This window comes from Peribacillus sp. N1, assembly GCF_054600815.1.
Genome location: NZ_BAAHZO010000001.1, coordinates 1259156 through 1284800, shown reverse-complemented (window position 1 = coordinate 1284800; position 25645 = coordinate 1259156). Strand labels below are relative to the sequence as shown.

The following is a 25645-nucleotide window of genomic DNA, read 5'->3' as shown; positions in this document are numbered from 1 at the left end:
CGGTCTTTTTTTTGTGTGAACATTTCAAAAGACTAGTATCACTTCACTTGATAAAAAAAGACCTTTGGTTTGAATGCGTACCTTGAATAGGTATAATACAATAGATATGTTAATTTAGGGATGTGTAATGATGAATAAAGTAAAGATAGTAACAGACTCGACAGTAGATATGACACCAGAGGAACTGGAATTTTATGATATAACTATGGTCCCTTTATCGATTTTTATAGATGGGGAGACTTTTTTGGATAAGGTTGAAATCGAACAAGAAGAATTCCTGAAAAGAATGAACCAGTCAAAAGAACTGCCAAAAAGCTCACAACCAGCCGTAGGTACCTTTGTGGAGGTATATGATGAACTAGGAAAAGACGGAAGCGAGATTATTTCCATACATATGACAGGTGGCATGAGCGGTACAGTTCGCTCAGCGGAAAGCGCAGCAAGCATGTCTGAAGCGAAGGTTACCGTTCTTGATTCGAAATTCATTTCAAAAGCGATGTCATTCCAGGTGATCGAGGCAGCGAAGATGGCGAAGGAAGGGAAATCCGTAGCTGAAATAATTGATCGACTGGAACATATTAAAAAGCAGTCAAGTTTAATCATTGTCATAGAAACACTTGATAACCTAGTTAAGGGTGGAAGAATTGGCAAAGTTTCTGCTTTTATTGGTTCATTGCTGCACATAAAGCCGATTGCACTTCTTGATGATGGTGTACTGAATCCTGTATCCAAAGCTAGGAGCCAGTCACAGGTCGTGAAGTTCATCATCAAGAAATTCAAAGAAGATACTCAAGGCAAAAAAATTAGAGGCATTGGTTTTGTCCATGCGAATGGTCTTGAAATAGCCGATAAAGTCCGCCACGCCATTTCAGACTTAACAGGATATCAAGACATAAAGATAGAAGCAACGACTGCCGTCGTAAGTACCCATACGGGTGAAGGCGCAATGGCAATCATGTATTATTGGGACTGACATGGATAAACCATGTGAAACTGCGTTTGGCGACGGTTTTGTCACTTTTACAATTGTCTTTAATTCGTAGAAATAGTTGCTGTTCTCATTCCGATTGGTCTGTTAGAATAAATGAAGTAACAGAATATTTTATACATAAAGGACGGGGTAGGGATGAGAAAGCTGCAATTGCTTATGGCAGCTATGGGAGCATCAATTTTTTTGCTGTTGACAGCATGTGGTTCCAATGGTGTACCTGATGCCAAAAATTGGGACCTTGAAGATTTCAGTTACATCGATCAGGAGGGTAAACCTTTCTCAAAAAGCGATCTCAAAGGAAAGGTTTGGGTAGCGGATTTTATATTCACTAGCTGTGAGACGGTCTGTCTCCCCATGACTTCGAATATGACGAAGCTGCAGCAGCAATTGAAGGATGAAGGTATTTCGGATGTAGAGTTCGTTTCATTTTCCGTGGACCCGGAAATTGACAAACCTGATGTTTTAAAAAAGTTTGGTGACCAATTTAATGTGGATTACGGCAACTGGCACTTTCTGACCGGTTATGGACAGGAAGAAATCGAGCAGTTTGCATTGGATAACTTTAAAACGATCGTCAAAAAGCCAGAAGCAGAAGATCAGGTGATTCATGGTACCAGCTTTTTTCTGATTGATCAAGAAGGAAAGATCATCATGGATTATACAGGCCTGCAGGATATTCCCTTTGATGAAATCATTAAGCATATTAAAATTTTACAGAATTATTGAACAGGTTAAATGACCTGTTCTTTCTGTTTTCATCCATCTTTATTATGATTTCAATGTAGTTTTAAAGATGCTGAAAATGAGCAATAATTTTATGAAGAAACAGCAGTGGTGAAGAATGATTTTACATGCTCAGTACATGCTAATTTTTATAGGACTAGCTTTAATTCACTGCATTTTTCATATTGTATAGTAAGGAATGCTCAATTCTGGAAGTACAATGAAGTATATTGTTTGCAATCTTTCGTTTTCTGCATGATATAATATATGGGTAGGAAGGTGAGGGTCATGAGATACAAAATCACCTGTCTTTTCATATGCCTAGTTTGGATTTCAGGCTGCAGTCAAAGTGAAACAGCCTCAAATCAGCCATCTGTTCAGCAGAAAAGCATAGTTGAGCTGAGTAAAAAGGAAACTATTCCTGCCAGCTTTTTTCCGGACCCTGTGAAAATCGTATCGATTGGCGACTCCTTGACTCAAGGTGTCGGTGATAGTAAAGATAATGGCGGGTATCTGCCTTATTTACAAAATAAGCTGGAAAAAGAACCATCGATTACTTCAGTTGAGATGATTAATCATGGCATACGTGGAAATAGGACCGACCAACTATTGAAAAGACTGGATAAGACTAGGATTAAAGAAGACATAAAGCAAGCTGACTCGATTGTCGTCACAATCGGTGGAAATGATATCATGAAGGTCTTTAAACAGAATTTCTCCAACTTGGAACTGAATCAGTTTGATTCGGCAAAAATAGGGTATGAAAAAAGATTAAGGCAGATACTTGATAAGGTTCGTTCCGAAAATGAATCTGCGCAAATTTACCTTGTAGGCGTCTATAATCCATTTTCCAAATGGTTCGGAGATTTTTATGAACTTGATATGATCATGAATGATTGGAATGAAAGCGGAAAAGAGATCATTGAAGAATATGATTCAGCCTATTTTATTGAAATAGCAGACATTTTCGAGAATTCCGAAGAAGATTTGCTGTATGCCGAGGATTATTTTCACCCAAATGACCGCGGGTATGAATTAATCGCAACAAGAATCTATAATGATATGGATATTACCACTATCGGAAAGGACACATTGGAAGCGAGTGCCAAAGGAGATGATGACCAAGAATGACAAATGTCAAATGGAAGACTTTGTTTATTTCCCTATTAGCCCTAAACATCCTGGTCATCCTGTTTGTAACGATTTTAGTTAATCTGCCGACTAAAGATAAAGATCTGATACCCAAAGTAAGCCATGAAGAAGATATCCAATTTCAAATTCATACGAATCGGGAAGATTTGACAAGATTAATCAACCAGTATCTGGATAAAGAGGGATTGACGGGATCCATTCACTACGAAGTGTATTTAACGGATGAAGTCGAATTATATGGAACAATGCCATTTTTCAACCGTGAAGTGGAAATGAAATTGACTTTTGAACCAATTGCCCAAAAGAATGGGGATTTGATCCTGAAGCAAAAATCAATTGCAGTCGGTAAAATGAACCTTCCTGTTTCATATGTAATGAATTTAATAAATGAGCGTTATAATATGCCGGATTGGGTTAGCATCAGTCCCAATGATGAAAGTATTTATGTGTCATTACAGGATATGGAACTGAAAAGCGATATTAGGGTTAAGGCGAATGAATTCGACCTGAAAAATGATGATATTTCATTTTTATTGACCATCCCATCATCATTACAGTGATAGTGAATAGATGGATAAAAAACCAGGATCGATGCATCCTGGTTTTTTATCCATTTATGGAGATAGTTTTAAGGTTTCTAGTGAGGATGTCTGCCGATTCGAACCAATTAAATAAATGGTTGTAGGAGTATTGACTTGGAAGGCTTTGTTTGGCAAAGGGAGTGCGATCTCTTTTGTCCCAGCTATCCTCACTTCGAAGTCTACTATCATGGGATGTATATTAAGATATTCGCTTGCTTTCCTGAAATGAAGTTGATCAAAAACGACATCTCCATCTTTGACGGCAATATCCACCGAGAGTAAATCATGTGAAAGGTGGATGAATCGTACCTTTGCTTCATTTGGAGGAACAAATGGATTATCTTCGAAAGTTAACATGTTCAATGATTCATTTGCCAGGGCAGATGCAACAGCAATGGTATAGAAAGTCCCGCTTTCAAGTGTCACTTTACAGCTTAAAAGAGGTAAGGCGCTTTGTCCCCTGCGGTATATTTCCAATGGGTACTTGCCAGCGGGGAGTGGTAAATAACCATTGTTCTCTTTATATGAGAAATTTTTAAGGATAGGCATTTCATTTACATAAACATCAAATGAGGGAGCTGTTGGGGCAGCATGTAAAAAGCGTACTTGTGCAGGCGGTAGTACACTCATTTGTTCATATCTCAATTGTTGTGTTGATTTTTCGAGACTTTTCAAATGCTTATGGAAATAATAATCATGTAATTGCGGATCGCTGTTTTTGTAATAAGACGATAGTAAATCATATGTTACTGATTTTTGTGAATATGATTGTTTATCGCTCATTTCCAACACCTCTCATTTTTCCAGTATGTTCATATCATATGTTGTCATGCTTGGGCGTGTGTCTCCCGTTTAAAAAGAGTAGGGACGATTTTTCGTGAAAAGGGTCGATCGGCATATTATTTTACAGGGTCATATAAAAGCGTTAAAATTCATTCAATGGATTGTTTGTAAAAAAGGAGGATTTTCATTTGACAAAGCAATTAGAGAAGGCAACATTCGCAGGCGGATGTTTCTGGTGCATGGTGAAACCATTCGATGAACAGCCTGGCATCGAATCCGTTATCTCTGGCTATACGGGCGGGACTACGGAAAACCCTACGTACAAAGAAGTTTGCTCCGAAACGACTGGCCATTATGAAGCAGTTCAAATCACCTTTGATCCAATCGTATATCCATATGAGGAGATAATCGGGTTATTCTGGCAGCAAATTGATCCGACAGATGCTGGCGGGCAATTTTATGACCGGGGAAGTTCTTATCAAACGGCCATTTTTTATCATGACGAAAACCAACGTGCAATAGCAGAAGCATCCAAGGCTAAGCTGCAGGCAAGCGGGAAATTTTCAGGACCGATCGTAACGCCGATTATACCAGCCAAAACGTTTTATCCAGCCGAGACTTACCACCAGCATTATTATAAAAAGCAACCTGAGCATTATGAAAGATATTCGATTGGTTCAGGACGGAAAGCATTTATACAACATCACTGGGGGGAAAAAAATGAAAAGTAAAGAAGAATTAAAACAGAAACTCACTCCGATTCAATATGAAGTCACACAAAATAATGGAACGGAACCAGCCTTTAACAATGAATATTGGAACTTGAAGGAGGAAGGATTATATGTGGATATCGTTTCAGGAAATCCTCTTTTCACTTCAAAGGAAAAGTTCGATTCAGGCTGTGGTTGGCCAAGCTTCACTAAACCGCTTAAAGAAGAGGAAGTAGTGGAAAACCTCGATACGAGTTATGGTATGAGAAGGATAGAAGTCCGCTCAAAAACTGCCGATTCTCATCTGGGTCATGTTTTCAATGATGGGCCGGGACCGTCGGGATTACGCTATTGCATCAATTCTGCATCATTAAGGTTCATCCCGCTCCACGATCTTGAAAAAGAAGGATACGGAGAGTACAAAAAGCTGTTTGATTGAATGCAAAACCCCCTATCAGCTAATGATAGGGGGTTATTTATTGGGTAGTATTCAATCTGTGATGATTGATGCGATCCGGACATATGGAATGGTGGTAAGTTCCATTGCTTTAGTCCTGCCAGTCACCTCAAAACGGACAGTATGTGAACCGGGACGGAGCCCATTTGTGATAAATAAATATCTTTCACGGGCAAATGGCCACCACGTATTCAAAGTCGTGATTTCATTTCCGTCGATCCATACATTCACTTCCCCGCCATCAGGACTTCTAAGCAGTTTAACACCAAGCATACTTCCATTGAAGGTATATTCAATCACACTGCCCTTTTCACTGCTAGTGTAATAGCCACCCCTTGGGCGGAAACCGCTCATTTTTCCATAGTGGTCAATTTCCGATAATTCAAATTCAGAACGGGCATGCAGCTTAGATGGAAGGCCTGCTACAGCCTTTTCCCGTTTGAAGTTATCCAGGAACCGTTCATAAATTGCATCAGCATATAATTTATAACCCAGCCCATTTGGATGAATCAAATCTCTTGTCAGCTGTTTTTCCGTATATCCTGAATCTTTGAATATGGGTCGCATATCCACATTGGTTGCACCGTAATGTTTGGATAAAAGTCCGATGGCTGACGCAAATTCCTCATATTTCAAGGAACTCTCTGTTATTGTGAATAATTCAGCATTAGGGTGGAGACGTTTCGCCTTTCTCATTAACGCTTCATATGTCATGGTAAAATCATCGACGTTCATATATTTGCGATCATTCTCACCAAAAACGAAGAAAATCAGATCTTTGTGATCATGCTCCCTTTTTTGGGAAAGCTTGAATAGGCCTTCAAAAGCTGTGGCTCCGCTTTGGACCACGTAGTCACCGTGTAAAGAAATATCATTGGCTTCATTCATCTTATTTTCTAACTGTTTGAACCATGTTAGATTAGGCTTTTCAGCTCCCGACCCTCTTCCGATACTGTCACCAATGACGAGATATTGAATGGGCTGGCCTGATTGGAATTTTTGATAAACATTTATCGAATCATCTGATCCATATGTTTTAGGGACTTTTTGAAGGATATAGCTGATTAGAAGGATCGTGGCGAGTGCAGCGAAAGGGATGAAGGATTTTGCGTTCGTTTTCAATTATGTTCCCCCGTATTGCCTTTTATGTATCCATGTAGGTATGAGATAGCTTAAAGAGGCTAAGAATTCTTTTTTCCTTATTATATCCCAATTTTAACGTAACACAATAAGTATGAAATGTTTTTTTGACATTTTTCATGGTTAGTCGCGGTAATTCAGCCATTGAATGATTACAGGTGAAGATGGTGTTGCTTGAAGTTTTTTCTTAAATCCAGAAAAATGGGCAAATGCACAGACCAAGGCGGGCGTATTGACATATGGTAAGGTGTAAAGAGAAATAAGAATTCTAAAAGGAGTGAAACTTAATGTACGGATATGGTGGAAATGTTGCAGGACCAGGATTTGGTTATGGTGGCGGTGGATACGGCGGCGGCGGCGGCGGTTGCTGCGGATTTGGATCAGGCTTCGCATTAATCGTTGTCTTGTTCATTCTATTGATTATCATCGGCGCTTCATTCTGCTGCTAATACGATAACCTAAAGACCAGCTGATAAAGCTGGTTTTTTCTTTATGTTAGGAATGTGGGTGGACCTTTTTAGGTTCCATGGTTGGTGACTGAAAAGGCAGGTTAAATCCAAGGTGGACAGGCGATACATAACCAATCCTAATTCCATTTCAGATACCGGCATGGCCAATCTGCATCAAAATAGCTTGTGTGAAAGAATACCATGAAGGTTCTGGGTTTTTCTTTGTTCACCATTTCTGCTAAAATAACGACAGAATGTAATTAATTTAGGGGGATAAAGATATGAAACCTTCCCGTTTACAAGCAGGGGATGAAATTCGCGTAATTGCTCCTTCAAGAAGTTTGGCGATTGTCAAAGGGGAACAACGCAGATTGGCAGAAGAAAGGTTAACTGAACTTGGTTTTAAAGTGACATATGGTGAAACGGCTTTGTTCCATGATGACTTTTTCTCGAATTCGATCGAAGACCGGATCGAGGATTTGCATGAGGCGTTCAGGGATCCAAATGTGAAGGGGATTTTTACAAGCATCGGGGGGTATAACGCTAACCAATTGTTACGATATATCGACTATGATTTGATTAAGGAAAATCCAAAAGTGTTGATGGGTTATAGTGATATAACCGCAATTTTATTGGCCATTTATAATAAAACAGGTTTAACTACATATTCAGGTCCTCATTTCTCGACGTTCGGGATGAAGGCTGGTCTGGAATATACGATGGAATATTTTAAAAAGGCTGTAATTGAAAGTGAAGGCTTTTATCTTGAGCCAAGTGAAACGTGGAGTGATGATTCCTGGCATTTAGAACAGGATGACCGAACTTTCCACCCGAATGGTGGATATATGGTCATTCAGGAGGGTGAAGCGGCTGGAACAATCATTGGAGGTAATCTTTGTACACTCAATCTATTGCAAGGGACAGAGTTCATGCCATCTTTAAAGGACAGCATCCTTTTCATAGAAGATGACGAAGAAAGCCATCCATTCAGTTTTGACCGGGATTTACAATCCTTGCTCCATCAGCCGGGTGCAAGTGGGATTAAAGGAATCGTCATCGGCCGTTTCCAAAAGGATTCCGGAATGACTGAATATGCCTTGCAGGAAATCATCACTTCCAAAAAGGAGATAAATGGCATACCTGTGATCGCAAATGCCAACTTCGGTCATGTCCATCCATTTGTAACGGTGCCGGTTGGTTCAAAAGCTGTAATGAAGGTGAAGAATGGAAAAGCGACGATCCAGATCCTTTCCTGACACATTATGTAGACGCCGTTCAAAAAGTGGACGGTGTCTTAATCTGTTCGGGATATGTAAGAATATATTTTGCATTCTGGTGTATTTTAGGAGTCTTTCCTCTTGTAAGCCCTGGAAATTGTCCTATTTTACAAGCATTATTAGGGAATATGAGTCTAATAGTTCAAATTCTTTATTTTTCTGATATAATACTAAGAGATTTAAAATAGAAAAGGTGATTATGTGTTATTAACAATTCCAGCATCCATTCGTTTAGAAGGGGCTTTGGCCGAGTATAATAAAAAAGGCCGTGTGAGCCATACATGTTTCGTATGTAACGAAGACACTTCTAATGGGGATGCAAGTAACTTAAACTACTATAAGTTAGGAACTAAAAAAGTTTGTCATTCCTGCATGAAAAATGTTTTGCGTCATCCGTCTTTAAAAGAGTATGAATATGTACATACTTCAGTTATCGATAAAGCTGCTTTTTATAAAAATGTGCTGGCTGTTTTAAAGGATGAAAGCTTTTTGGAGTCAATTCGTGAAGAAAAACTAAATAGCGTATTGTAAGAAAAAAGTGTATCTTTTGCGGATACACTTTTTTTGTCGCCTTTTTTTACGATCTCCCATGAAACCAAGAAACTTATCCGATTACATGCCTAGGGCAATTTCTTTAGCAAGATTGCCTTCACCTGGACATACACTTTATTATATTGCATTTGTTTTTAAAGAGAAGGAGTGTGCAGGCTTATGGAGCAGTCTTCATTGATAAAACCGGTCCTGGGAGGAGCCTACCCGACTATCAGTCATGGTCAGGGAGTTTTTTTGTACGATAAAGATGGAAAGGATTACCTAGATGCTTCTTCCGGTGCTGTTACAGCCAATATTGGCCATGGAGTCCAGGAAGTCATTGAGGCGATGGTCAAACAGGCTAAGCAGGTTTCATTCGTGTATCGTTCCCAATTTACCAGCGATGCTGCAGAGAAACTTGCCGGAAAAATTGCAGAATTGACCAAAGGGGAGCTAACATACAGCTTTTTTGTAAACAGCGGCTCCGAAGCGACTGAAACGGCATTGAAAATTGCCATTCAGCATTGGCAGGAAAAAGGGAAGCCTAAGAAACAAAAAATCATATCGAGATGGATGAGCTACCATGGCATCACGATGGGGGCTCTTTCAATGTCCGGACATCCGATTCGCCGGGAACGATTTACTCCTTTGCTTGAATCATATCCTTCTGTATCTCCTCCATATTGTTACCGATGTCCACTTCAACTTGATTCGCATTCGTGCGGAATGGCCTGTGCTTCGGAATTGGAAGCATCAATCCGGCGTATTGGCAGTGAAAATATAGCTGCATTCATTGCTGAACCTGTTATCGGCGCTGCAGGAGGGGCCATCGTTCCTCCTGATGGTTATTATCGAAAACTCAAGAAAATATGCGAAGAGAATGATATTTTATTCATTGCGGATGAAGTAATGACCGGCTTTGGACGTACCGGTAAGATGCTTGCTTCCGAATATTGGGATGTGGAACCTGATATCGTAACATTTGGTAAAGGTATGAGTGGAGGATATACCCCGATAGCAGCCGCAGTAATGACCAAAAACGTGATGGAGCCCATAATGAAAGGCTCGAAATCAATTATAGGAGGCCATACGCTTAGTGCTAATCCGTTATCGTGTGCGGTATCTTTGGCCGTTTTGGAATATGTCGAAAGGAATGATCTTGTCGAAAAATCGGCCGACAGAGGGAATTACCTGATTAGGGGCCTAAAAAATTTGGCAGGGAAGTATTCCTTTATCGGTGATATACGCGGGAAAGGTTTATTGATAGGCATCGAATTTGTCCAGGATAAAGCAACATCGGCCCCATTTCCGAAGGAGGCAGACGTGACAAATGAAATCATTGAATTGGGGATGGGAAATGGAATACTTCTTTATCCCGCCGCAGCAGGTCTTGATGGTGTAACCGGGGCAGCCATCATCATCTCCCCTCCGTTAACGATATCGGAAGAGGAGTGTGCTGAATTGTTAATGAGGGTCGATATAACTTTTAGACAATTCAATGAATCGATAGGTAAACGTTCATCACAACAAGGAAGTGAGTCATAGTGGTGGAAAATACATTCAGGAAGATTTGTAGTTTGGAGGATGTGCGCCATCACTTTAAAGATAATCAGTCCATCATGTATGGGGGATTCGGTGGCATAGGGTCGCCTCCTGGATTGATCAATCTGATTTTGGAATCAGGCATTAAGGATTTAACCTTGATTGGTAACGATACAGGTTTCCCCGATATCGGAATCGGAAAACTGGTCACGCAACGCCGAGCGAAAAAGATCATCGTTTCCCATATCGGTTCCAATCCTAATGCAGGACTATTAATGAACAATGGAGAACTCGAAGTGGAGTTCTCTCCGCAAGGGACACTTGTCGAACGTATACGGGCCGGAGGGATGGGGCTAGGCGGTATATTGACCGATATTGGAATTGAGGCCGATATCGTCCGGGACGGCAAGCAAACCGTAAAGCTAGGTAAGAAAAATTATCTGGTGGAACCGGCATTAACTGCAGATATCGCCATTGTTTACGCAGAAATGGCAGATCCTTATGGAAATCTTATATTTGATAAAAGCGCCCGGAACACGAATCCAATCGTTGCTGCAGCTGGACAAATCACTATAGTCGAAGCCATGCAAATCGTTCCGCTTGGCTCTTTGGATCCAGAGGACATCATTGTTCCGGGTGCCTTTGTGGATTATATCATTCCATCAAAAGGAGTCGATTGGAAATGGGTTTGGGAACAGAAGATAGAAATAGAATAGCGAAACGGGCAGCAGCAGAAATAAGCGATGGGATGCTGGTCAATTTGGGAATTGGCATTCCATCACTTGTACCGAATCATCTTTTGAATGACCATAAAGTTATGTTTCATGCGGAAAATGGCCTTGTGGGAATTGGCAGTACTCCTGAAACAGGGAAGGAAGATGCGCATCTTTGCAATGCAGGCGGACTGCCGATTACCATTAGAGCCGGGGCTTCCTACTGCGACAGTACTGTTGCATTTGGGATGATACGGCGTGGCAGGGTGGATATCACGATTCTAGGAGCCCTTCAAGTAAGTCAAGCGGGGGATCTCGCTAATTGGATTGTCCCGGGAAAGCGGGTGCCAGGCATGGGCGGTGCCATGGAGCTGGCGGCAAAGGCCAAAAAGGTCATTGTCTTGATGGAACATAACGATAAAGCGGGCATGTCTAAATTAGTCAAAAAATGTACGTTACCGTTAACTGCCAAGAAATGCGTACATATGATCATCACCGAATTAGGCGTGTTTTCCATAACTTCGGGGGGCCTCCTTTTAACTGATGTATTTGATACATCCAGCATTCAGGAAATCAGGAATCGGACCGAAGCCTCGTTTACCGTCTCTGAAAACATCCATATTTTAAAAGAATGAGAGAGGAGAATGGATATGTATGAGGAAAAAATAAAAACATGGTTGAATGAACATCGGATGAATGGGGTTCAGCTTTTGCAAAAACTGGTTCAGGAACCGAGCAAAAGGGGACAAGAAGGAAGTGCACAAGCCATAGTGGTCGAGAAGTGCAGACAACTTGGTCTAGAAATAGATCTTTGGGAAATCGGGGATGAACAATTAAGAAAACATCCCCATTTTTATTGCGACCGCCGGGACTTTAAAGGAAATCCGAATCTTGTGGCTATTAAAAGAGGAACGGGCCAGGGGAAATCCCTTATATTAAACGGACATATTGATGTAGTTCCTGAAGGAGATCTTGCAGCATGGCACGATGAACCCTATAGCGGCAAGTTAATGGACGGGAAAGTCTTCGGGCGGGGAACGACGGACATGAAAGGCGGAAATGTATCTTTATTGCTGGCCATTGAAGCGATCGTCGAATCCGGAATCAAATTGAAGGGCGATGTGATATTCCAGAGTGTGATTGAAGAGGAAAGCGGTGGTGCCGGCACACTTGCGGCAGTCATACGGGGGTACAAAGCTGATGGTGCAATCATTCCGGAGCCTACAAATATGAAACTATTCCCTTTACAGCAAGGTTCGATGTGGTTTCGACTGAAAATAAAAGGCAAGTCTGCACATGGGGGCACTAGGTATGAAGGAGTCAGTGCAATAGATAAAGCGGTTAGTGTAATGAAAGAAATCAAGATGCTCGAAAAAGAACGGAATGAGTCACTTCGTCATTCACTCTATAAAAATGTCCCTATCCCCATTCCAATCAACATAGGTAGCATTCAAAGCGGGAATTGGCCTTCCTCCGTGCCGGATACAGCCGTTCTGGAAGGTAGATTCGGCATCGCCCCGACAGAAACCATGGAAGAAGCACAAAAATCGCTGATGGAGCGAATAGATGCTTTAAATGAGAGTGATGCATGGTTTAAAGAAAAACCGATTGAATTAGAATGGTTTGGGGCCAGATGGCTGCCTGGCAATCTCGAAATAGAACATCCGCTCATGAAGACAATTGGCACTTATTATGAAAAAGTGGTAGGGGAGGAACCGCTTGTCGAAGCGTCCCCTTGGGCGACGGACGGAGGGTATCTTTCATCGGTTGGCTCTACCCCCGTAGTTGTGTTTGGACCAGGGGAAACGAAGATGGCCCATGATTCGAACGAATATATAGTGGTGGATAAAATGATGGAGGTTGCGGAAATCATTGCATTGACCATGATTGAATGGTGTGGGGTGGACCAGGAATAATCATTTTTCTGGAGGTCTGATTCCAGGAAGGGTCAGGCCTTTCGCAACAATTTCGAAGTTTTGAAGGGAGCGGGACAAATGGAGGCTGGAATCACTGAAAAAAGGATTCAAAAGCCAAGGTGCACCATACATATTACGATTGACCATTTTAATAAGCGAATCAGGATTGATGATTATTTAGGTCATTTTCAAGAATGCGTGGAGGAATCTTTAAGGGTGGCTAAAGACATTTCAGCAGAAAAAATCATCTTCAAGTCACGCAAGGAAAACGTTTTGGCATTGCTTGCTCAGGGCTTCCTATATGAAGGAAGCATCGACAAATTCTTTTTGGGAAGCGATTGTTTCTTCCTTGTTAAATATAACCGGAATGCAAGGCGCAACAGTGCAGAATGGGTAAAGGAAGATCAAATCCTTACCGATGTTCAGAGGCTGCCGATAAAATCCGGTTTAGATAATCCGCCGTCAGCCTATCAAGGCCGTAAAGCGGAAGTTACCGATGCACCTCAACTGGCCCAATTGTATGGGGAGGTTTTTGAAGTGTATCCCACACCGATGAATGATCCGGTATATGTGAAAAAGTGCATGGAAAAGGGAACGGTTTTTTATATTTATGTCCATGAAGACAGGATTGTCAGTGCTGCTTCAGCAGAAATTGATTCCTTTTACCATAACGCAGAAATCACCGATTGTGCGACATTGCCGGAACACCGGCAGTACGGCTTGATGAAACACTTGATTTCCGCGCTTGAAGAATATCTTATCTCTCATGAAATTTATTGTATTTATTCGATTGCCAGGTCGCTCTCATTCGGCATGAATGCTGCATTGCATCAGCATGGATACTCGTACCGCGGACGTTTGGCCAATAACTGTTACATCTTCGATAAACTGGAAGACATGAACCTTTGGGTGAAAAATTTCACTTGAATGCTCAATTTTAGGCGGTACATGACAAGTTTTTGGCATTTCCTCATATACATCTAGCAAGAAGGTCTTGAGGAGGGATATCTTGCCAAGTGAATTTATTAATACAAGTGAAGTATTGGAAGCAATATTAGAAACCATTGATGAAGGCATTCATGTGATAGATCCAAAAGGACAGACCATCTTTTATAACGAAGTGGCGGCCAATCATGATGGGATGAAAAGAAGTGAGGTGCTTGGGAAACCTTTGCTTGAAGCCTTCCCTTCTTTGAATCACAAATCATCGACATTGCTGAGAGTCATTAAATCTGAAAAACCAATCTACAACTATAGCCAATCGTATGTAAATGCACATGGGCGAATCATTGAGACGTTAAACACGACGCTCCCCATATATGTAGAAGGGTTTATGATAGGTGCTATCGAGATTGCCAAGGATTATTCAAGCTTGAAGCAATTATCTGAAAGGCTAGCAGACCTGGAAAGCTCGCTCAAGACGATCAAAAGTCCTGAAAGGAAAACTCCCGGGACCGATGGATTATATTCTTTCACTGAAATCCTGACTATTGATGGTGGATTTAAAGGTCTGATCTCACAAGGGAAAAAGGCTGCCCGCTCCTCCTCATCGGTGTTGGTTTATGGGGAAAGCGGTGTAGGAAAAGAGCTTTTTGTTCAAAGCATACACCAGGGTTCGAGCCGCAGTAAAGAACCATTCATCGCGCAAAATTGTGCGGCCTTACCAGAAAATTTATTGGAATCGCTTCTATTCGGTACGGCTAAAGGAAGCTACACTGGTGCTGTGGAACGCCAGGGACTGTTTGAATTGGCCAATGGCGGAACCTTGTTTTTGGATGAATTGCAATCGATGCCGATTGACTTGCAGGCAAAGCTTCTGCGTGTGCTCGAAGATGGGTTCATAAGAAGGATAGGAGGTACAAAGAGTGTACAGGTGGATGTGAGGATCATGGCAGCGATGAATATAGATCCGAAAAAGGCAGTATCGGATAACAGGTTAAGGCCCGATTTATTTTACCGATTGAACGTATTGAGCTACGAGCTGCCTCCGCTAAGGGAGCGGATTGATGATATAGAGCTTCTTACTGAACATTTCATATCAATATTTAACAGTAAATTAGAATTAACCATAAAAGGCATGGATGAGCAGACAAAGGTTTTTTTTCGGGAATATCATTGGCCTGGAAATGTAAGGGAGCTTAAACATACCGTAGAATTCATGATGAACCATACGGAGAATGATGTTTTGAACCTTGCAGATTTGCCCCAGTCTTTAAAAAAGCGCACCCCGTCTGAAAAAATACTTCCGCTTCGTGAGGCCATGCTTGAAATGGAAACAAAGTTGATTACCGAGGCCCTTCTTCAAACGAACGGTAACGTTTTTCAGGCATCGAAGCTATTGCAAATTCCAAGGCAGACCTTGCAATATAAAATTAAAAAGCATATTTGAATGGAAAAAATCCGGATGCAGCCTGCAATCCGGTTTTTTTTATGGGCCTTCGAATTATTGGGTCATTTTGGCACCCTTCTTGCATTTAATACTACTATCATAACTCAGGAGGTATAACCATGTTATTTGACTTATATAAGCCAGATCGCAATTGGAAAGATATAGAGCTATGGAAAGATGTAACCGAAGAACAATGGAACAACTGGCTGTGGCAGCTTACGAATACGATCCGGACTGTTGATGATTTGAAGAAAGTGATAAACCTGACTCCGGATGAAGAGGAAGGTGTGAGGATTTCCACAAAAACCATTCCATTGAATATCACCCCATACTATGCTTCGTTAATGAATAAAGATGACCCAAGGTGTCCAATCAGAATGCAATCGGTCCCAATCTCGGAAGAAATGCATAAAACCAAATATGACATGGAAGACCCCCTTCATGAGGATGAGGACTCCCCAGTGCCGGGACTGACCCATAGATATCCGGACCGCGTTCTTTTTTTGGTGACGAATCAATGCTCCATGTACTGCCGTTATTGTACGAGGAGACGCTTTTCAGGACAAATTGGCATGGGCGTGCCCAAAAAACAATTGGACGCTGCAATCGGTTATATACGTGACACACCGGCAGTTCGGGATGTCCTTATTTCAGGCGGGGACGGATTATTGATCAATGATACGATCCTTGAATATATCCTCAAAAACTTAAGGGAAATTCCTCATGTTGAGATAATCAGGATAGGTACGCGCGCTCCTGTTGTTTTTCCTCAAAGAATCACTGAAAATTTATGTGCCATTTTAAAAAAATATCATCCGGTTTGGCTGAATACTCATTTCAATACCTCGATAGAAATTACCGAGGAGTCAAAGAAGGCATGTGAGATGCTTGCTGATGCAGGTGTACCTGTGGGCAACCAGGCAGTTATTTTAGCGGGGATCAATGACAGTGTCGCAATCATGAAAAAGCTGATGCATGACCTTGTTAAGATTCGTGTCCGCCCTTACTATATTTATCAGTGCGATCTGTCGGAAGGCATCGGTCACTTCAGGGCTCCCATTTCAAAAGGCATTGAAATCATCGAGGGGCTCCGAGGCCATACATCCGGGTATGCTGTTCCTACCTTCGTCGTCGATGCTCCTGGAGGGGGAGGGAAAATCACGCTTCAGCCGAACTATATCCTTTCACAATCTCCAACCAAAACGGTGCTGCGCAATTTTGAAGGTGTGATAACCACATATCCCGAACCTGAGCAATATACACCAGGACTTGCAGATGAGTACTTCAAAGGGGTATATCCTGATATGGAAGAAAAACAATCAGATATAGGTGTATCTGGTTTAATGACCGACAAGCAATTCAATTTAGTGCCTGAGGGACTGAAGCGAATGAATCGACGGGAAAATTACGTGACCAACCCAGAGCATGCTTCATTGAAAAACCAACGTGAAAAGCGGGATTTGTTAAAAGAAAAGAAATTTCAGGCACAGCAAAAAAAGAGCACGCCTAAGGGAGATGAATAGCATGGAGACGTGTCCATGGTGTGAGAAAGGGAAGCTTGCATCAGTGAATGGAACTGTGTATTGGGAACTGCCGGATGGTACGAGGGCAGTTGAAATTACGGAGACCCCTTCATCTCATTGTGGGAGTTGCGATGCATTTTTTCAAAGTGATGAAATAGTGAAGGAAATTGAAAATCAACTATTTTTAATTGATACTAAACAGCTTGAAAAACAAACGACGTACAGTGAGCTAATGAACATGAAGAGGCTATTGAAACGTAATTACTTTGACTTTTAGCGGCTGGATGCATGTACGTTTCCATATATGAATGTATAAATCCCCTCATTTGGACAGAATTAGTGCAAACCACTATTTCCATCTTAGATGAAGGGGATTTTCCTTTTCAGATAATGAAAATAATAAGGTTTTTGAAGTGCATTTGATTGAAAGATTGGGTTAAGCCAGAATTAAGCACTTCGTTCCTTTCTTCATGAAAAAAGTATAAAAAAAGATTTTCCATCTTAAAAGGATGGGGATTAATATGGAAGGGAGTGCGATATTTAATTGTAATTCCGTAAGAAAATGAATGCATTTTTTGTTGAAAAATCGTGGATTTCTATAAAGTGGTGAAGAATAGACCAAATTCTATTTAAAAAAGTGGACGGAAGCGGAAGTTTCCGATATATTAAAGCAGAAATCATAGTTATTTTAGGGGGGCTCAACATCATGAGACCATTTTATTTATATTTAATGAAATTTCGACAACCAAAGGAAATTGATGCAATCACTAAATTTGCCAATCATGCCTATGAGGATCATGGCTTCCCAAAACAATCGACTGATTATAATGAACTGAGCAGTTATTTAGAATTGAATGCAGACTATCTCGATAGTATGTCACTATTCGATCAAGCTTGGGAACAGTATGTCCAAATAGAAGAAGGGCTCTTATTAGGAGATCAGGAATAGGGGAGGATCGGAAGGATGCTTAAAAGCCTTCAAACCCGAATTTTGCTTTATTCATTACTTATTGCAAGTGTTCCTCTTCTGATATTGGGGATCATATCCTATGGATCACAACGGTCCCTGCTTGAGAAGGAAGCAAAAAATGCCCTGAATGCGGGTTCACTGAATATTGTAAATGAAACATATAGCTATTTGAACGAACGGATCAGTGATGTGAAGTTAATGAGCGCAAATTCGGTAATCAACAATCCTGGCCATTCAAAAGAAGAGAAGTCAGAGGAACTAAAAAGGTTTATCGATGCAAAAGGAAATTATTACGGTGTCTTGCATTTGGATATGGAAGGCAATGTCATTGCAGATACATCCAATAAAATGATCGGGGACAACCTCGCGCAGAGGATATGGTTCAAAGAGGCCATAGAAGGTCATGAATTCCTTTCTGACATTTATAAAACCCGGGCATACCCAGAACCGATAATAGCTCTGAGTGCTCCGGTATATGATAATGCAGGGAAAATGATCGGTGTCGTATCTCCAGCTTTCCGATTGGAAGGACTTTGGGAGCTGATGGAGAAAAAGGCTAACGAAATTAGCGATAAATACCCCGTGAACTTTTTCATGATCAATCAAGAAGGCATCATGATTTCGAAAAAAGACCCGCATGGAGTCATGCATGCTTCTGCCTTGAAAGAAATGGGATTAACGAAAGGTAAGCTGATGGAAGCTTCGTTATCGGATGAATTGTACAGCGCAGAGAACGGGGAAAAAATATATTCCATCCAGCCTGTCCAAACGATTGCAAAAACGGAGAATAAATGGTTTGTTGTTGTGGGTGCAGATAAGAAACAAGTGTTTCAGCCTTTGAATGACCTTTTAACACGGTATCTGACAATCTACAGCATCGTTTTTGTTTCTATCATTCTGGCTGTCTATTTACTAACAAAGACCCTTGTACGGCCAGTTCAAGAACTTGTCGAAGCGACAGAGGATTTCATTGGAGGAAAGGAATTCATCATTTCCGATAAAAGAAGCTTCGAGGAAATGGAAAAATTGAACCTTGCCTTTCTAAGAATGATGGAAACGATAGAAGATCGTGAGAAGGAAATCGTCCGAACTGAAAAATTGAAATATGTCGGCCAGCTTGCTGCCGGTGTCGCACATGAAATCAGGAACCCACTAACGACGATAAAGGGCTTTTTCCAATTATTGAAGAGCCAGGATCATGATAAAACATTAATAGAAAAATATAGTGATGTCATGCTTCATGAAGTGGACCGGGTTAATGTATTCGTGACACAACTTCTTGATTTGGCAAAACCGCATCAGCTGGAATGGGAGAAAATCGATTTAAAGGATTTCCTTGAAGAAATAATAGATACCTATATCCCTTCAATTCCGAGTTCTCATGTAAGACTAATTAATGGAGTGACACACTCTGTCGTTGTTTATTCAGACAGGAACCGGTTAAGGCAGGTTCTCTTGAATGTCTTGAATAATTCTTGTGAAGCCATCGAAGCTAGGGGGCAGATTGAATTGCATCATACTTCCGAGTCCCATTATGTAAGATTAGTGATCAGCGATGATGGGAAAGGCATCAGTCCCGAAAATTTAAAAAATATCGGCATGCCCTTTTATACCACTAAACCGGATGGAAACGGATTAGGTGTGGCGACGTGCATTCAGATAATGGAGGAATTAAAAGGGAAATTCCAAATTGAAAGCGTCCACGACGAAGGAACGAAAGTGACGCTCATCATTCCCACTGCGAACCGTCTCATTAAATGAGGCGGTTTTTGGCTTTAGTGCCATTTAATAAATGGGCCGGTTCCTTAGCTAAATGAGCAAAATGCCCTCTCTTTTCCATTAACCTCCATGTTTGTTTGTGCATATAATTTACTAATCAAACGATAAGGACCATATTGGGGGATGTCTCTTATGGGCAAAAAAAAACAGCCGAAATTTAAATTAGGCGATACAGTCGTAATAACAATGTATGGGACAGTCGGGAATATAACCGATGTAAAATTTCTCGATGGTGCTTATGTGTATGAAGTGAACTATAGTGAAGGTCTTTATATCGAAAAAACATTGCAATCGATAAATGAATATGAAGGTGAAATCCTTTATCAAAAAGAACAAATAGATATTGAATATAAATTTTTATTAGGTGACTTGGTCCAGGTGGATGGGTATGAACAGGATTATTTCAAGATTATCGGCTATCGAACGGAAATTTGGCGCTATAAGGAAAATGCCTGGGAGGATGTAATCTATGAGTTATCCAGAATCTCTGATGGTGAATGGCTTGAAGCGCATGAGGAAGAACTGACTTTGATAGCCGATGCTAAACGTGCAGATGGAATCATTAAAAAGTTGGGTCTGCTACTTCCTAAAAAGAAAAATGAGCTTGCTATCATTGCTAAACAAAACAACCCTGGTAAAGGTGAGCGAGAAATGACAATGACAAAAAATGAAAAAAAGGAAATGATTGATGGACTGTTGGATTTATATAATGATTATTGTAAGCTCTACGAACATTTTGGCGATGATGAATATCGCCACATCATGAAGATCGCCCTTGCTAAAATTGAAAAGGCGGCAGAGGAAATTTATCCAGATCATAAAAAGAAGCAAACGAAGTGAAAGGTATCCTGAATTTTTAAAGGAACAATTTCCAAATTCCCTATAGAAGCTTCCATTCAAATTGAACACGGATGGATCATGATAAATATAGGCCCTTCAAATGATTTTCCATAATGGGATGCCTTACTGGTATATTTGTCTCTACACATTCATAGACCTTTAAATAAGGGGGCGATGATTTGCGAGAAATTGAGGTTTTTATTGATACAGAAGAGATAGCGGAATTCTTTTTTCAAGAATTGATAAGACGGGGCTATCTTCCAACAGAAGCTGAAGTTGAAGATCTTGCTGACATCACATTCGAATATCTTCTTGAAAAGTGCATAATTGATGAAGAAGTCGATGAGTAACCTGTCATAAGACGGTTAACAGCTTCCTATCCCTTAATTTCATTAACCTTAAAAAAAAGACGGCGGACCTCCGCCGTTTTGTTGCGGTTCAAAGGAAGGGTGCCAAAGTCTTTTCATGACTTCCAGTTTCCTTATCTTTTTCAAGTTCTAGGATAAGGTTGGATTTTCCTAACTTGTGGTTGATATGGTATAGTAGTTTTTGAATATCATTTCAACCACAAGTTAAGGAGGACATAGTCGTATGAGCGTACATATTGGTGCAAAAGAAAATGAAATTGCGGAAACGGTCTTACTTCCTGGGGACCCGTTGCGTGCAAAATATATTGCTGAAACATTTTTAGAGGATGCTAAACTTTATAATGAAGTCCGTAACATGTTTGGATATACAGGGACATATAAAGGGAAACGAATTTCTGTACAAGGTACAGGCATGGGTGTCCCATCCATTTCGATTTACGTGAATGAATTGATGAATAGCTATAATGTCCAGAAGCTGATTCGTGTGGGAACTGCAGGAGCGATTCAGAAGGATGTAAAAGTCAGGGATGTTATCCTTGCAATGAGTGCTTCCACCGATTCCCAAATGAACCGCATGACTTTCGGCGGGGTGGACTTTGCCCCAACGGCGGATTTCGAATTACTAAGAAAAGCTTATGACGCCGGCACAGCTAAGGGATTGCAATTGAAGGTCGGTAATGTTTTTACGGCCGATCAGTTTTATAATGATAATAGTGAATTGGAAAAATGGGCAAAATACCAAATCCTTGCGATAGAAATGGAATCAGCAGCGCTTTACACGCTTGCTGCTAAATTTGGCCGCCAAGCATTATCTGTATTAACCATTTCCGATCACATTTTAACCGGTGAGGAAACGTCGGCGGATGAGCGCCAGTCAACCTTTAACGAAATGGTTGAAGTGGCTTTGGAAGCAGCTATCCAGGACTGATAATTGGATGTAAATGACAGGCGGGTGACCAGGAATAAGTGAAGCTGTATAATGACAGTTGGATACAGGCTCAGTTATTCCTTGGTAGCCCCATTTTTGTAATGTCAATAGATGCCTGTAGTCCATGGAGCGTTTAACGTTTGCGAAGGCGTAAAAAAATACATATGGGCATAAGTTGTTATTTTTGATAACAATTATTTTTCGATTGTCATGAAAGCTGTTAAAATAGATAGAAATCGTTTATATCGTCATGAAGAATGAAAGTGGTGAGGCTTCAGTGGAAGAAGAAAATCAAGGACAGCCAAAAGAGGCAGGGAAATTCATTAAAATAAAAAAGTTTACGTTCATTATGGGGATTTTCTTAGTCATATTTCTAACTGCAGGGATTACTACAATAGCCTTGACCTTTGGAGATGAAAAAGTAGAGTCATTAGCACCGGATAAGCATGCGGAATTTGAAAAGCTGTATACTACATACGATAAGATAAAAGATAACTATTATGAAGAGGTTGATGAAGAAAAGCTGGTTGACGGCGCAATTAATGGAATGATCAAATCATTGGATGATCCCTACTCTGCTTATATGGATAAAAAGGAAGCATCGAGTTTCCATGAAAGCATCTCTTCATCTTTTGAAGGAATCGGTGCCGAGATTCAGGAGCAGGATGGAAAAATCATGGTCGTCTCACCGATAAAAGGGTCCCCAGCAGAAAAAGCGGGGGTAAAGCCGAATGATATCATTTTAAGTGTGGACGGTAAAAGCGTTGAAGGGCTAAGCTCTTCTGAAGCTGTCCTGAAAATCAGGGGCGAGAAGGGCACGAAAGTGGATCTATCCATCTCAAGAGCTGGTGAGTCGGCACCGATTGAGCTCACCATTAAACGGGACACAATTCCGATTGAGACGGTTTATGCGGAAATGCTTGATGATGGAGTTGCCAAGATTCAAGTGACCAGTTTTTCCGAACATACAGTCCAAGAGCTGAAAACGGCGCTTGAAGAAATGTCCAAGAAGGATATGAAGGGTCTCGTATTGGATTTGCGGGGAAACCCGGGGGGACTGCTTGATCAAGCAATAGAAATGGCAAGCCTGTTCATACCTAATGGGGAAGTGGTCCTTCAAGTTGAGGATCGCAGCGGGGAAAAACTAGTCGAAAAATCGAAGAATGATGGAGAACTGAAAATCCCGGTAGTCGTGTTGATTGATGACGGAAGTGCCAGTGCTTCTGAAATCGTTGCAGCGGCTGTCAGTGAATCTGCGGACATCCCATTGATTGGGGTCAAGTCATTTGGGAAAGGGACAGTGCAGACTGCCGAAGACTTTAAAGATGGATCTAATTTCAAATATACGGCAGCTAAATGGTTGACTCCTGAAGGTAATTGGATTCATAAAAAAGGGATCAAGCCGGATATTACAGTGAAGCTTCCTGATTATGCCAGCCTTCCGTACATTTCGCCTGACAAGGAATTGAAAGCATCCGATTCTTCGAGTGAAGTGAAAGCTGCTGAAGAGATGCTGAAGGAAGCAGGCCATGATCCGGGTAAGATAGATGGATTCTTTGATGAAGCAACAACGAATGCTGTCACAGCTTTTCAAAGGGAACAAAAAATTAAAGAAACTGGCACCATTAAAGATGATACTACCGTGAAATTGATGCAGGTCATCCAGGAGAAAATCCTTAAGAATGACACACAAGTGAAAAAGGCGGTAGAAGTATTAAAGAAAGAAATCAATAAGTGATTTGCCCGAAAAGCCTGTCAGCGATTATCGTTGGCAGGCTTTTTTGTCGTTTAATGCATAATATTCCAATATTGGGAAGAGAATAAGGGGTAATTTTCCGATGAGGTGAGGTAATGAAAGAAAAGGTATTGTTCATATATCTATTGATCTTGATTCTGGCAGGCTGCACTTATGCCCCTTTACCCAAACAAAATGGAAATGCAGGTACGGAAAAAAAACTAACCAAAGAAGAGAACCAGGAAAGTGTGAAAACATTTCTGTTAATTGGTGTCGATACAAGGGGAGAGGGAAAATCTCGATCCGATGCGATTATTCTGGCAAAATACTTTCCTGAGCAGGAAAAATTGAAACTGGCTTCGATTATGCGTGATAGTTATGTTAAAATCCCTGGGAATAAAACAGGATATAACAAAATAAATGCAGCTTATTATTATGGTGGAAGGGAACTTCTCAAAAAAACCATACAGGAAAACTTCGGTGTCAAGGTCGATCATGTGGCGGTAATTGACTTTCAGGGATTCGTGAAGATGGTCGATTTACTTGCACCTGAGGGGGTAGCGGTGAATGTGGACCAGGAAATCATTGATGATATGAGCATTCAAGCAAGCGTCGGTAAAAATGTTTTACATGGCGAGGAAATATTGAAATATGTCCGTTTTAGACATGACGATGAAAGTGATTTTGGAAGGGTTGAGCGACAACAAGAAGTAATGGTTCAATTAAAAACAGCCTTTATAAATCAAATCTCGTCCTTCGAAGGGATGGCAGCCCTTCCTAGTATAATCGAACAAGGACTCTCGTACTTGGATACGGATATTGGACTGAAAACAATAATGGAAATGGGGCCAAAAGCCGTCTTCCATACACCGGACACCGTCGAAACCTTAAGGGTTCCAGTGGAAGGAAGCTTTAAAGATGAAATATATCCCCAGTCCGGAGCCGTTTTGGAAATAGACTACACTAAAAATAAGAAGGCACTTCAAGAATTCTTTTCAAAAAAATAAAAATTGTATTATGGACCTCGCAAGAATAATCACAAAAACGAGAGGGATAAGTAACCCTTCTCGTTTTTTATCATCAATAAAGCAACCTGGATCATTTAACAAAAAGCGGAATGTTTTTAATGAAATCCGGGGTTATGATGCCATTTTCGGTAATGATGCTTGTAATTAGATGATTCGGTGTAACATCAAAGGCTGGATTGAAAGTCTTCACGTTTTCAGGAGCGATCCTAACACCTTGAATGAAGGTGATTTCCGCTTCATTCCTTTCTTCGATCGGGATGGAAGTGCCGGACTCGAGAGTGAGGTCGAATGTGGTTGATGGAGCGGCCACGTAAAAAGGGATACCAAAGTGCTTGGCTAATATCGCCAATCCCAATGTCCCGATTTTATTGGCTGTATCTCCATTAGCCGCAATTCTGTCGGCACCGACGATGATTCCATTTATTCCTTTCTGATGAATCGTATGGGCAGCCATATTATCAGAAATTAATGTGACATCAACCCCCGCTTGCATCAATTCCCAAGCAGTCAAACGCGCCCCTTGCAGGACAGGCCTGGTTTCACATGCATACACTTTTAGCGGAAAGTCCTTTTCTTTTGCCAGGTGGAAGGGAGCCAAGGCTGTGCCATACCGAGCCGTGGCAATTCCCCCAGCGTTGCAATGCGTTAGAATGGAATCTCCTCTAGTGAATAAGGATAAACCATGTTCCCCGATTTTCCTGCACATTTCTTCATCTTCAGCAAAGATGGCTTTAGCCTCCGATATAAGTGCTTCCTTGGCAGTTGAAATGCTTTGCGCATCTTCCAGAGTATTTTCCATCCTCCTTAACGCCCAAAAAAGGTTGACAGCGGTTGGCCGTGATGATGCGAGTTTTTCAATATGCCTTGATACATTTTTCTTGAATTCGGCTAATTCAGCGGTTGTTTCCTGTTTCGCACCAAGTGCAACACCAAATGCTGCCGTCAGTCCAATTGCTGGGGCACCGCGAACTTTTAATGTCAAAATGCTGTCATACACATCATCAACAGAATGAAGTTCAATGAATTCTGTTATGGAAGGAAGGGCTTGTTGATTTAATAATGTAATATGGGTATCAGCCCATTGTACCGAATAAGGTAATGGTGCATGTGTTGTCATGTG

At 41.1% G+C, this 25645-nt stretch carries 27 protein-coding genes; 24 read left to right on the top strand and 3 right to left on the bottom strand.

All coding sequences use genetic code 11. The features are described from left to right. The first annotated feature begins 130 nt into the window (after window positions 1-130). The 4 genes from ACYP5M_RS06105 to ACYP5M_RS06090 all read left to right on the top strand — a co-directional run bounded on the left by ACYP5M_RS06105 (window position 131) and on the right by ACYP5M_RS06090 (window position 3426). Window positions 131-973: a DegV family protein gene (locus ACYP5M_RS06105; RefSeq protein WP_101225285.1), complete on the top strand. Its 843-nt coding sequence runs from the start codon at window positions 131-133 to the stop codon at window positions 971-973. Window positions 974-1126: 153 nt separating this feature from the next. Next, on the top strand, window positions 1127-1717 hold the full coding sequence (locus ACYP5M_RS06100; RefSeq protein ID WP_260357899.1) for an SCO family protein: 591 nt from the start codon (window positions 1127-1129) through the stop codon (window positions 1715-1717). Window positions 1718-2002: 285 nt separating this feature from the next. After that, window positions 2003-2845 (top strand): SGNH/GDSL hydrolase family protein, encoded by an 843-nt coding sequence (locus ACYP5M_RS06095; protein WP_101225283.1) that lies wholly within the window; start codon window positions 2003-2005, stop codon window positions 2843-2845. After that, on the top strand, window positions 2842-3426 hold the full coding sequence (locus ACYP5M_RS06090; protein WP_101225282.1) for a YpmS family protein: 585 nt from the start codon (window positions 2842-2844) through the stop codon (window positions 3424-3426). Before ACYP5M_RS06095 ends, ACYP5M_RS06090 begins: the two co-directional genes overlap by 4 nt. Before the next feature lie 54 nt (window positions 3427-3480). Here ACYP5M_RS06090 and ACYP5M_RS06085 read toward each other — a convergent pair whose 3' ends face one another. Next, window positions 3481-4230 carry a DUF4397 domain-containing protein gene (locus ACYP5M_RS06085; protein WP_459734785.1) on the bottom strand — a complete coding sequence of 250 codons (750 nt, stop codon included), beginning with the start codon at window positions 4228-4230 and terminating at the stop codon, window positions 3481-3483. 188 nt (window positions 4231-4418) lie between these two features. On the opposite strand from ACYP5M_RS06085, the gene msrA reads away from it, so the two are divergent. Both msrA and msrB read left to right on the top strand, forming a co-directional pair. Next, window positions 4419-4961 carry a peptide-methionine (S)-S-oxide reductase MsrA gene (gene msrA, locus ACYP5M_RS06080; RefSeq protein WP_459734784.1) on the top strand — a complete coding sequence of 181 codons (543 nt, stop codon included), beginning with the start codon at window positions 4419-4421 and terminating at the stop codon, window positions 4959-4961. Next, entirely contained in the window at window positions 4951-5379 is a 429-nt protein-coding gene (msrB, locus tag ACYP5M_RS06075; RefSeq protein WP_214750307.1) for a peptide-methionine (R)-S-oxide reductase MsrB, read from the top strand. Before msrA ends, msrB begins: the two co-directional genes overlap by 11 nt. Before the next feature lie 51 nt (window positions 5380-5430). On the opposite strand, the gene ACYP5M_RS06070 is transcribed toward msrB, so the two are convergent. Beyond that, entirely contained in the window at window positions 5431-6519 is a 1089-nt protein-coding gene (locus ACYP5M_RS06070; protein WP_459734783.1) for a GDSL-type esterase/lipase family protein, read from the bottom strand. A 305-nt stretch (window positions 6520-6824) separates the two neighbouring features. Here ACYP5M_RS06070 and ACYP5M_RS06065 point away from each other — a divergent pair, with 305 nt between their 5' ends. From ACYP5M_RS06065 to ACYP5M_RS05980, 18 genes are all read left to right on the top strand, one after another. Beyond that, window positions 6825-6986, top strand: coding sequence for a YjcZ family sporulation protein (locus tag ACYP5M_RS06065; RefSeq protein ID WP_434167177.1), 162 nt, complete (start codon window positions 6825-6827; stop codon window positions 6984-6986). Between the two features lie 281 nt (window positions 6987-7267). Next, window positions 7268-8242, top strand: coding sequence for a S66 peptidase family protein (locus ACYP5M_RS06060; protein WP_101225276.1), 975 nt, complete (start codon window positions 7268-7270; stop codon window positions 8240-8242). A 222-nt stretch (window positions 8243-8464) separates the two neighbouring features. Continuing rightward, window positions 8465-8794 carry a hypothetical protein gene (locus ACYP5M_RS06055; protein WP_101225275.1) on the top strand — a complete coding sequence of 110 codons (330 nt, stop codon included), beginning with the start codon at window positions 8465-8467 and terminating at the stop codon, window positions 8792-8794. Window positions 8795-8974: 180 nt separating this feature from the next. Further along, the gene (locus tag ACYP5M_RS06050) at window positions 8975-10339 is read left to right on the top strand and encodes an aspartate aminotransferase family protein (protein ID WP_452445253.1); all 1365 of its coding nucleotides are present in this window, start codon (window positions 8975-8977) and stop codon (window positions 10337-10339) included. A gap of 74 nt (window positions 10340-10413) precedes the next feature. Continuing rightward, on the top strand, window positions 10414-11052 hold the full coding sequence (locus ACYP5M_RS06045) for a CoA transferase subunit A (RefSeq protein ID WP_402940074.1): 639 nt from the start codon (window positions 10414-10416) through the stop codon (window positions 11050-11052). Then, window positions 11019-11684 (top strand): 3-oxoacid CoA-transferase subunit B, encoded by a 666-nt coding sequence (locus ACYP5M_RS06040; protein WP_230175681.1) that lies wholly within the window; start codon window positions 11019-11021, stop codon window positions 11682-11684. Before ACYP5M_RS06045 ends, ACYP5M_RS06040 begins: the two co-directional genes overlap by 34 nt. A 9-nt stretch (window positions 11685-11693) precedes the next feature. Then, window positions 11694-12965 (top strand): peptidase, encoded by a 1272-nt coding sequence (locus tag ACYP5M_RS06035; protein WP_459734782.1) that lies wholly within the window; start codon window positions 11694-11696, stop codon window positions 12963-12965. A 78-nt stretch (window positions 12966-13043) separates the two neighbouring features. After that, window positions 13044-13892, top strand: a complete 849-nt coding sequence (gene ablB / locus ACYP5M_RS06030; protein ID WP_260357893.1) for a putative beta-lysine N-acetyltransferase — start codon at window positions 13044-13046, stop codon at window positions 13890-13892. An 82-nt stretch (window positions 13893-13974) separates the two neighbouring features. Beyond that, on the top strand, window positions 13975-15354 hold the full coding sequence (locus ACYP5M_RS06025) for a sigma-54 interaction domain-containing protein (RefSeq protein WP_459734781.1): 1380 nt from the start codon (window positions 13975-13977) through the stop codon (window positions 15352-15354). 119 nt (window positions 15355-15473) lie between these two features. Further along, complete coding sequence (kamA, locus tag ACYP5M_RS06020; RefSeq protein WP_101225269.1) at window positions 15474-16877, top strand: lysine 2,3-aminomutase; 1404 nt, start codon at window positions 15474-15476, stop codon at window positions 16875-16877. A 1-nt stretch (window position 16878) separates the two neighbouring features. Then, a complete protein-coding gene (locus ACYP5M_RS06015) occupies window positions 16879-17154 on the top strand; it encodes a YokU family protein (RefSeq protein ID WP_434167173.1) in 276 nt (91 codons plus the stop codon). A gap of 429 nt (window positions 17155-17583) precedes the next feature. Further along, window positions 17584-17826, top strand: coding sequence for a YozE family protein (locus ACYP5M_RS06010; protein ID WP_101225334.1), 243 nt, complete (start codon window positions 17584-17586; stop codon window positions 17824-17826). Between the two features lie 15 nt (window positions 17827-17841). Further along, the gene (locus tag ACYP5M_RS06005) at window positions 17842-19608 is read left to right on the top strand and encodes an ATP-binding protein (RefSeq protein ID WP_434167172.1); all 1767 of its coding nucleotides are present in this window, start codon (window positions 17842-17844) and stop codon (window positions 19606-19608) included. A gap of 150 nt (window positions 19609-19758) precedes the next feature. After that, the gene (locus ACYP5M_RS06000; protein WP_137017690.1) at window positions 19759-20466 is read left to right on the top strand and encodes a hypothetical protein; all 708 of its coding nucleotides are present in this window, start codon (window positions 19759-19761) and stop codon (window positions 20464-20466) included. Window positions 20467-20645: 179 nt separating this feature from the next. Next, a complete protein-coding gene (locus ACYP5M_RS05995) occupies window positions 20646-20816 on the top strand; it encodes a YozD family protein (protein ID WP_064505166.1) in 171 nt (56 codons plus the stop codon). Window positions 20817-21057: 241 nt separating this feature from the next. Next, window positions 21058-21762: a purine-nucleoside phosphorylase gene (deoD, locus tag ACYP5M_RS05990; RefSeq protein WP_034307509.1), complete on the top strand. Its 705-nt coding sequence runs from the start codon at window positions 21058-21060 to the stop codon at window positions 21760-21762. A 277-nt stretch (window positions 21763-22039) separates the two neighbouring features. Next, window positions 22040-23500: a lmo1851 family serine protease gene (locus ACYP5M_RS05985; protein WP_452445250.1), complete on the top strand. Its 1461-nt coding sequence runs from the start codon at window positions 22040-22042 to the stop codon at window positions 23498-23500. A gap of 113 nt (window positions 23501-23613) precedes the next feature. Further along, window positions 23614-24504 (top strand): LCP family protein, encoded by an 891-nt coding sequence (locus ACYP5M_RS05980; RefSeq protein ID WP_452445249.1) that lies wholly within the window; start codon window positions 23614-23616, stop codon window positions 24502-24504. 91 nt (window positions 24505-24595) lie between these two features. Here ACYP5M_RS05980 and mtnA read toward each other — a convergent pair whose 3' ends face one another. Continuing rightward, a complete protein-coding gene (mtnA, locus tag ACYP5M_RS05975; protein WP_452445248.1) occupies window positions 24596-25642 on the bottom strand; it encodes an S-methyl-5-thioribose-1-phosphate isomerase in 1047 nt (348 codons plus the stop codon). Between the last annotated feature and the right edge of the window lie 3 nt (window positions 25643-25645).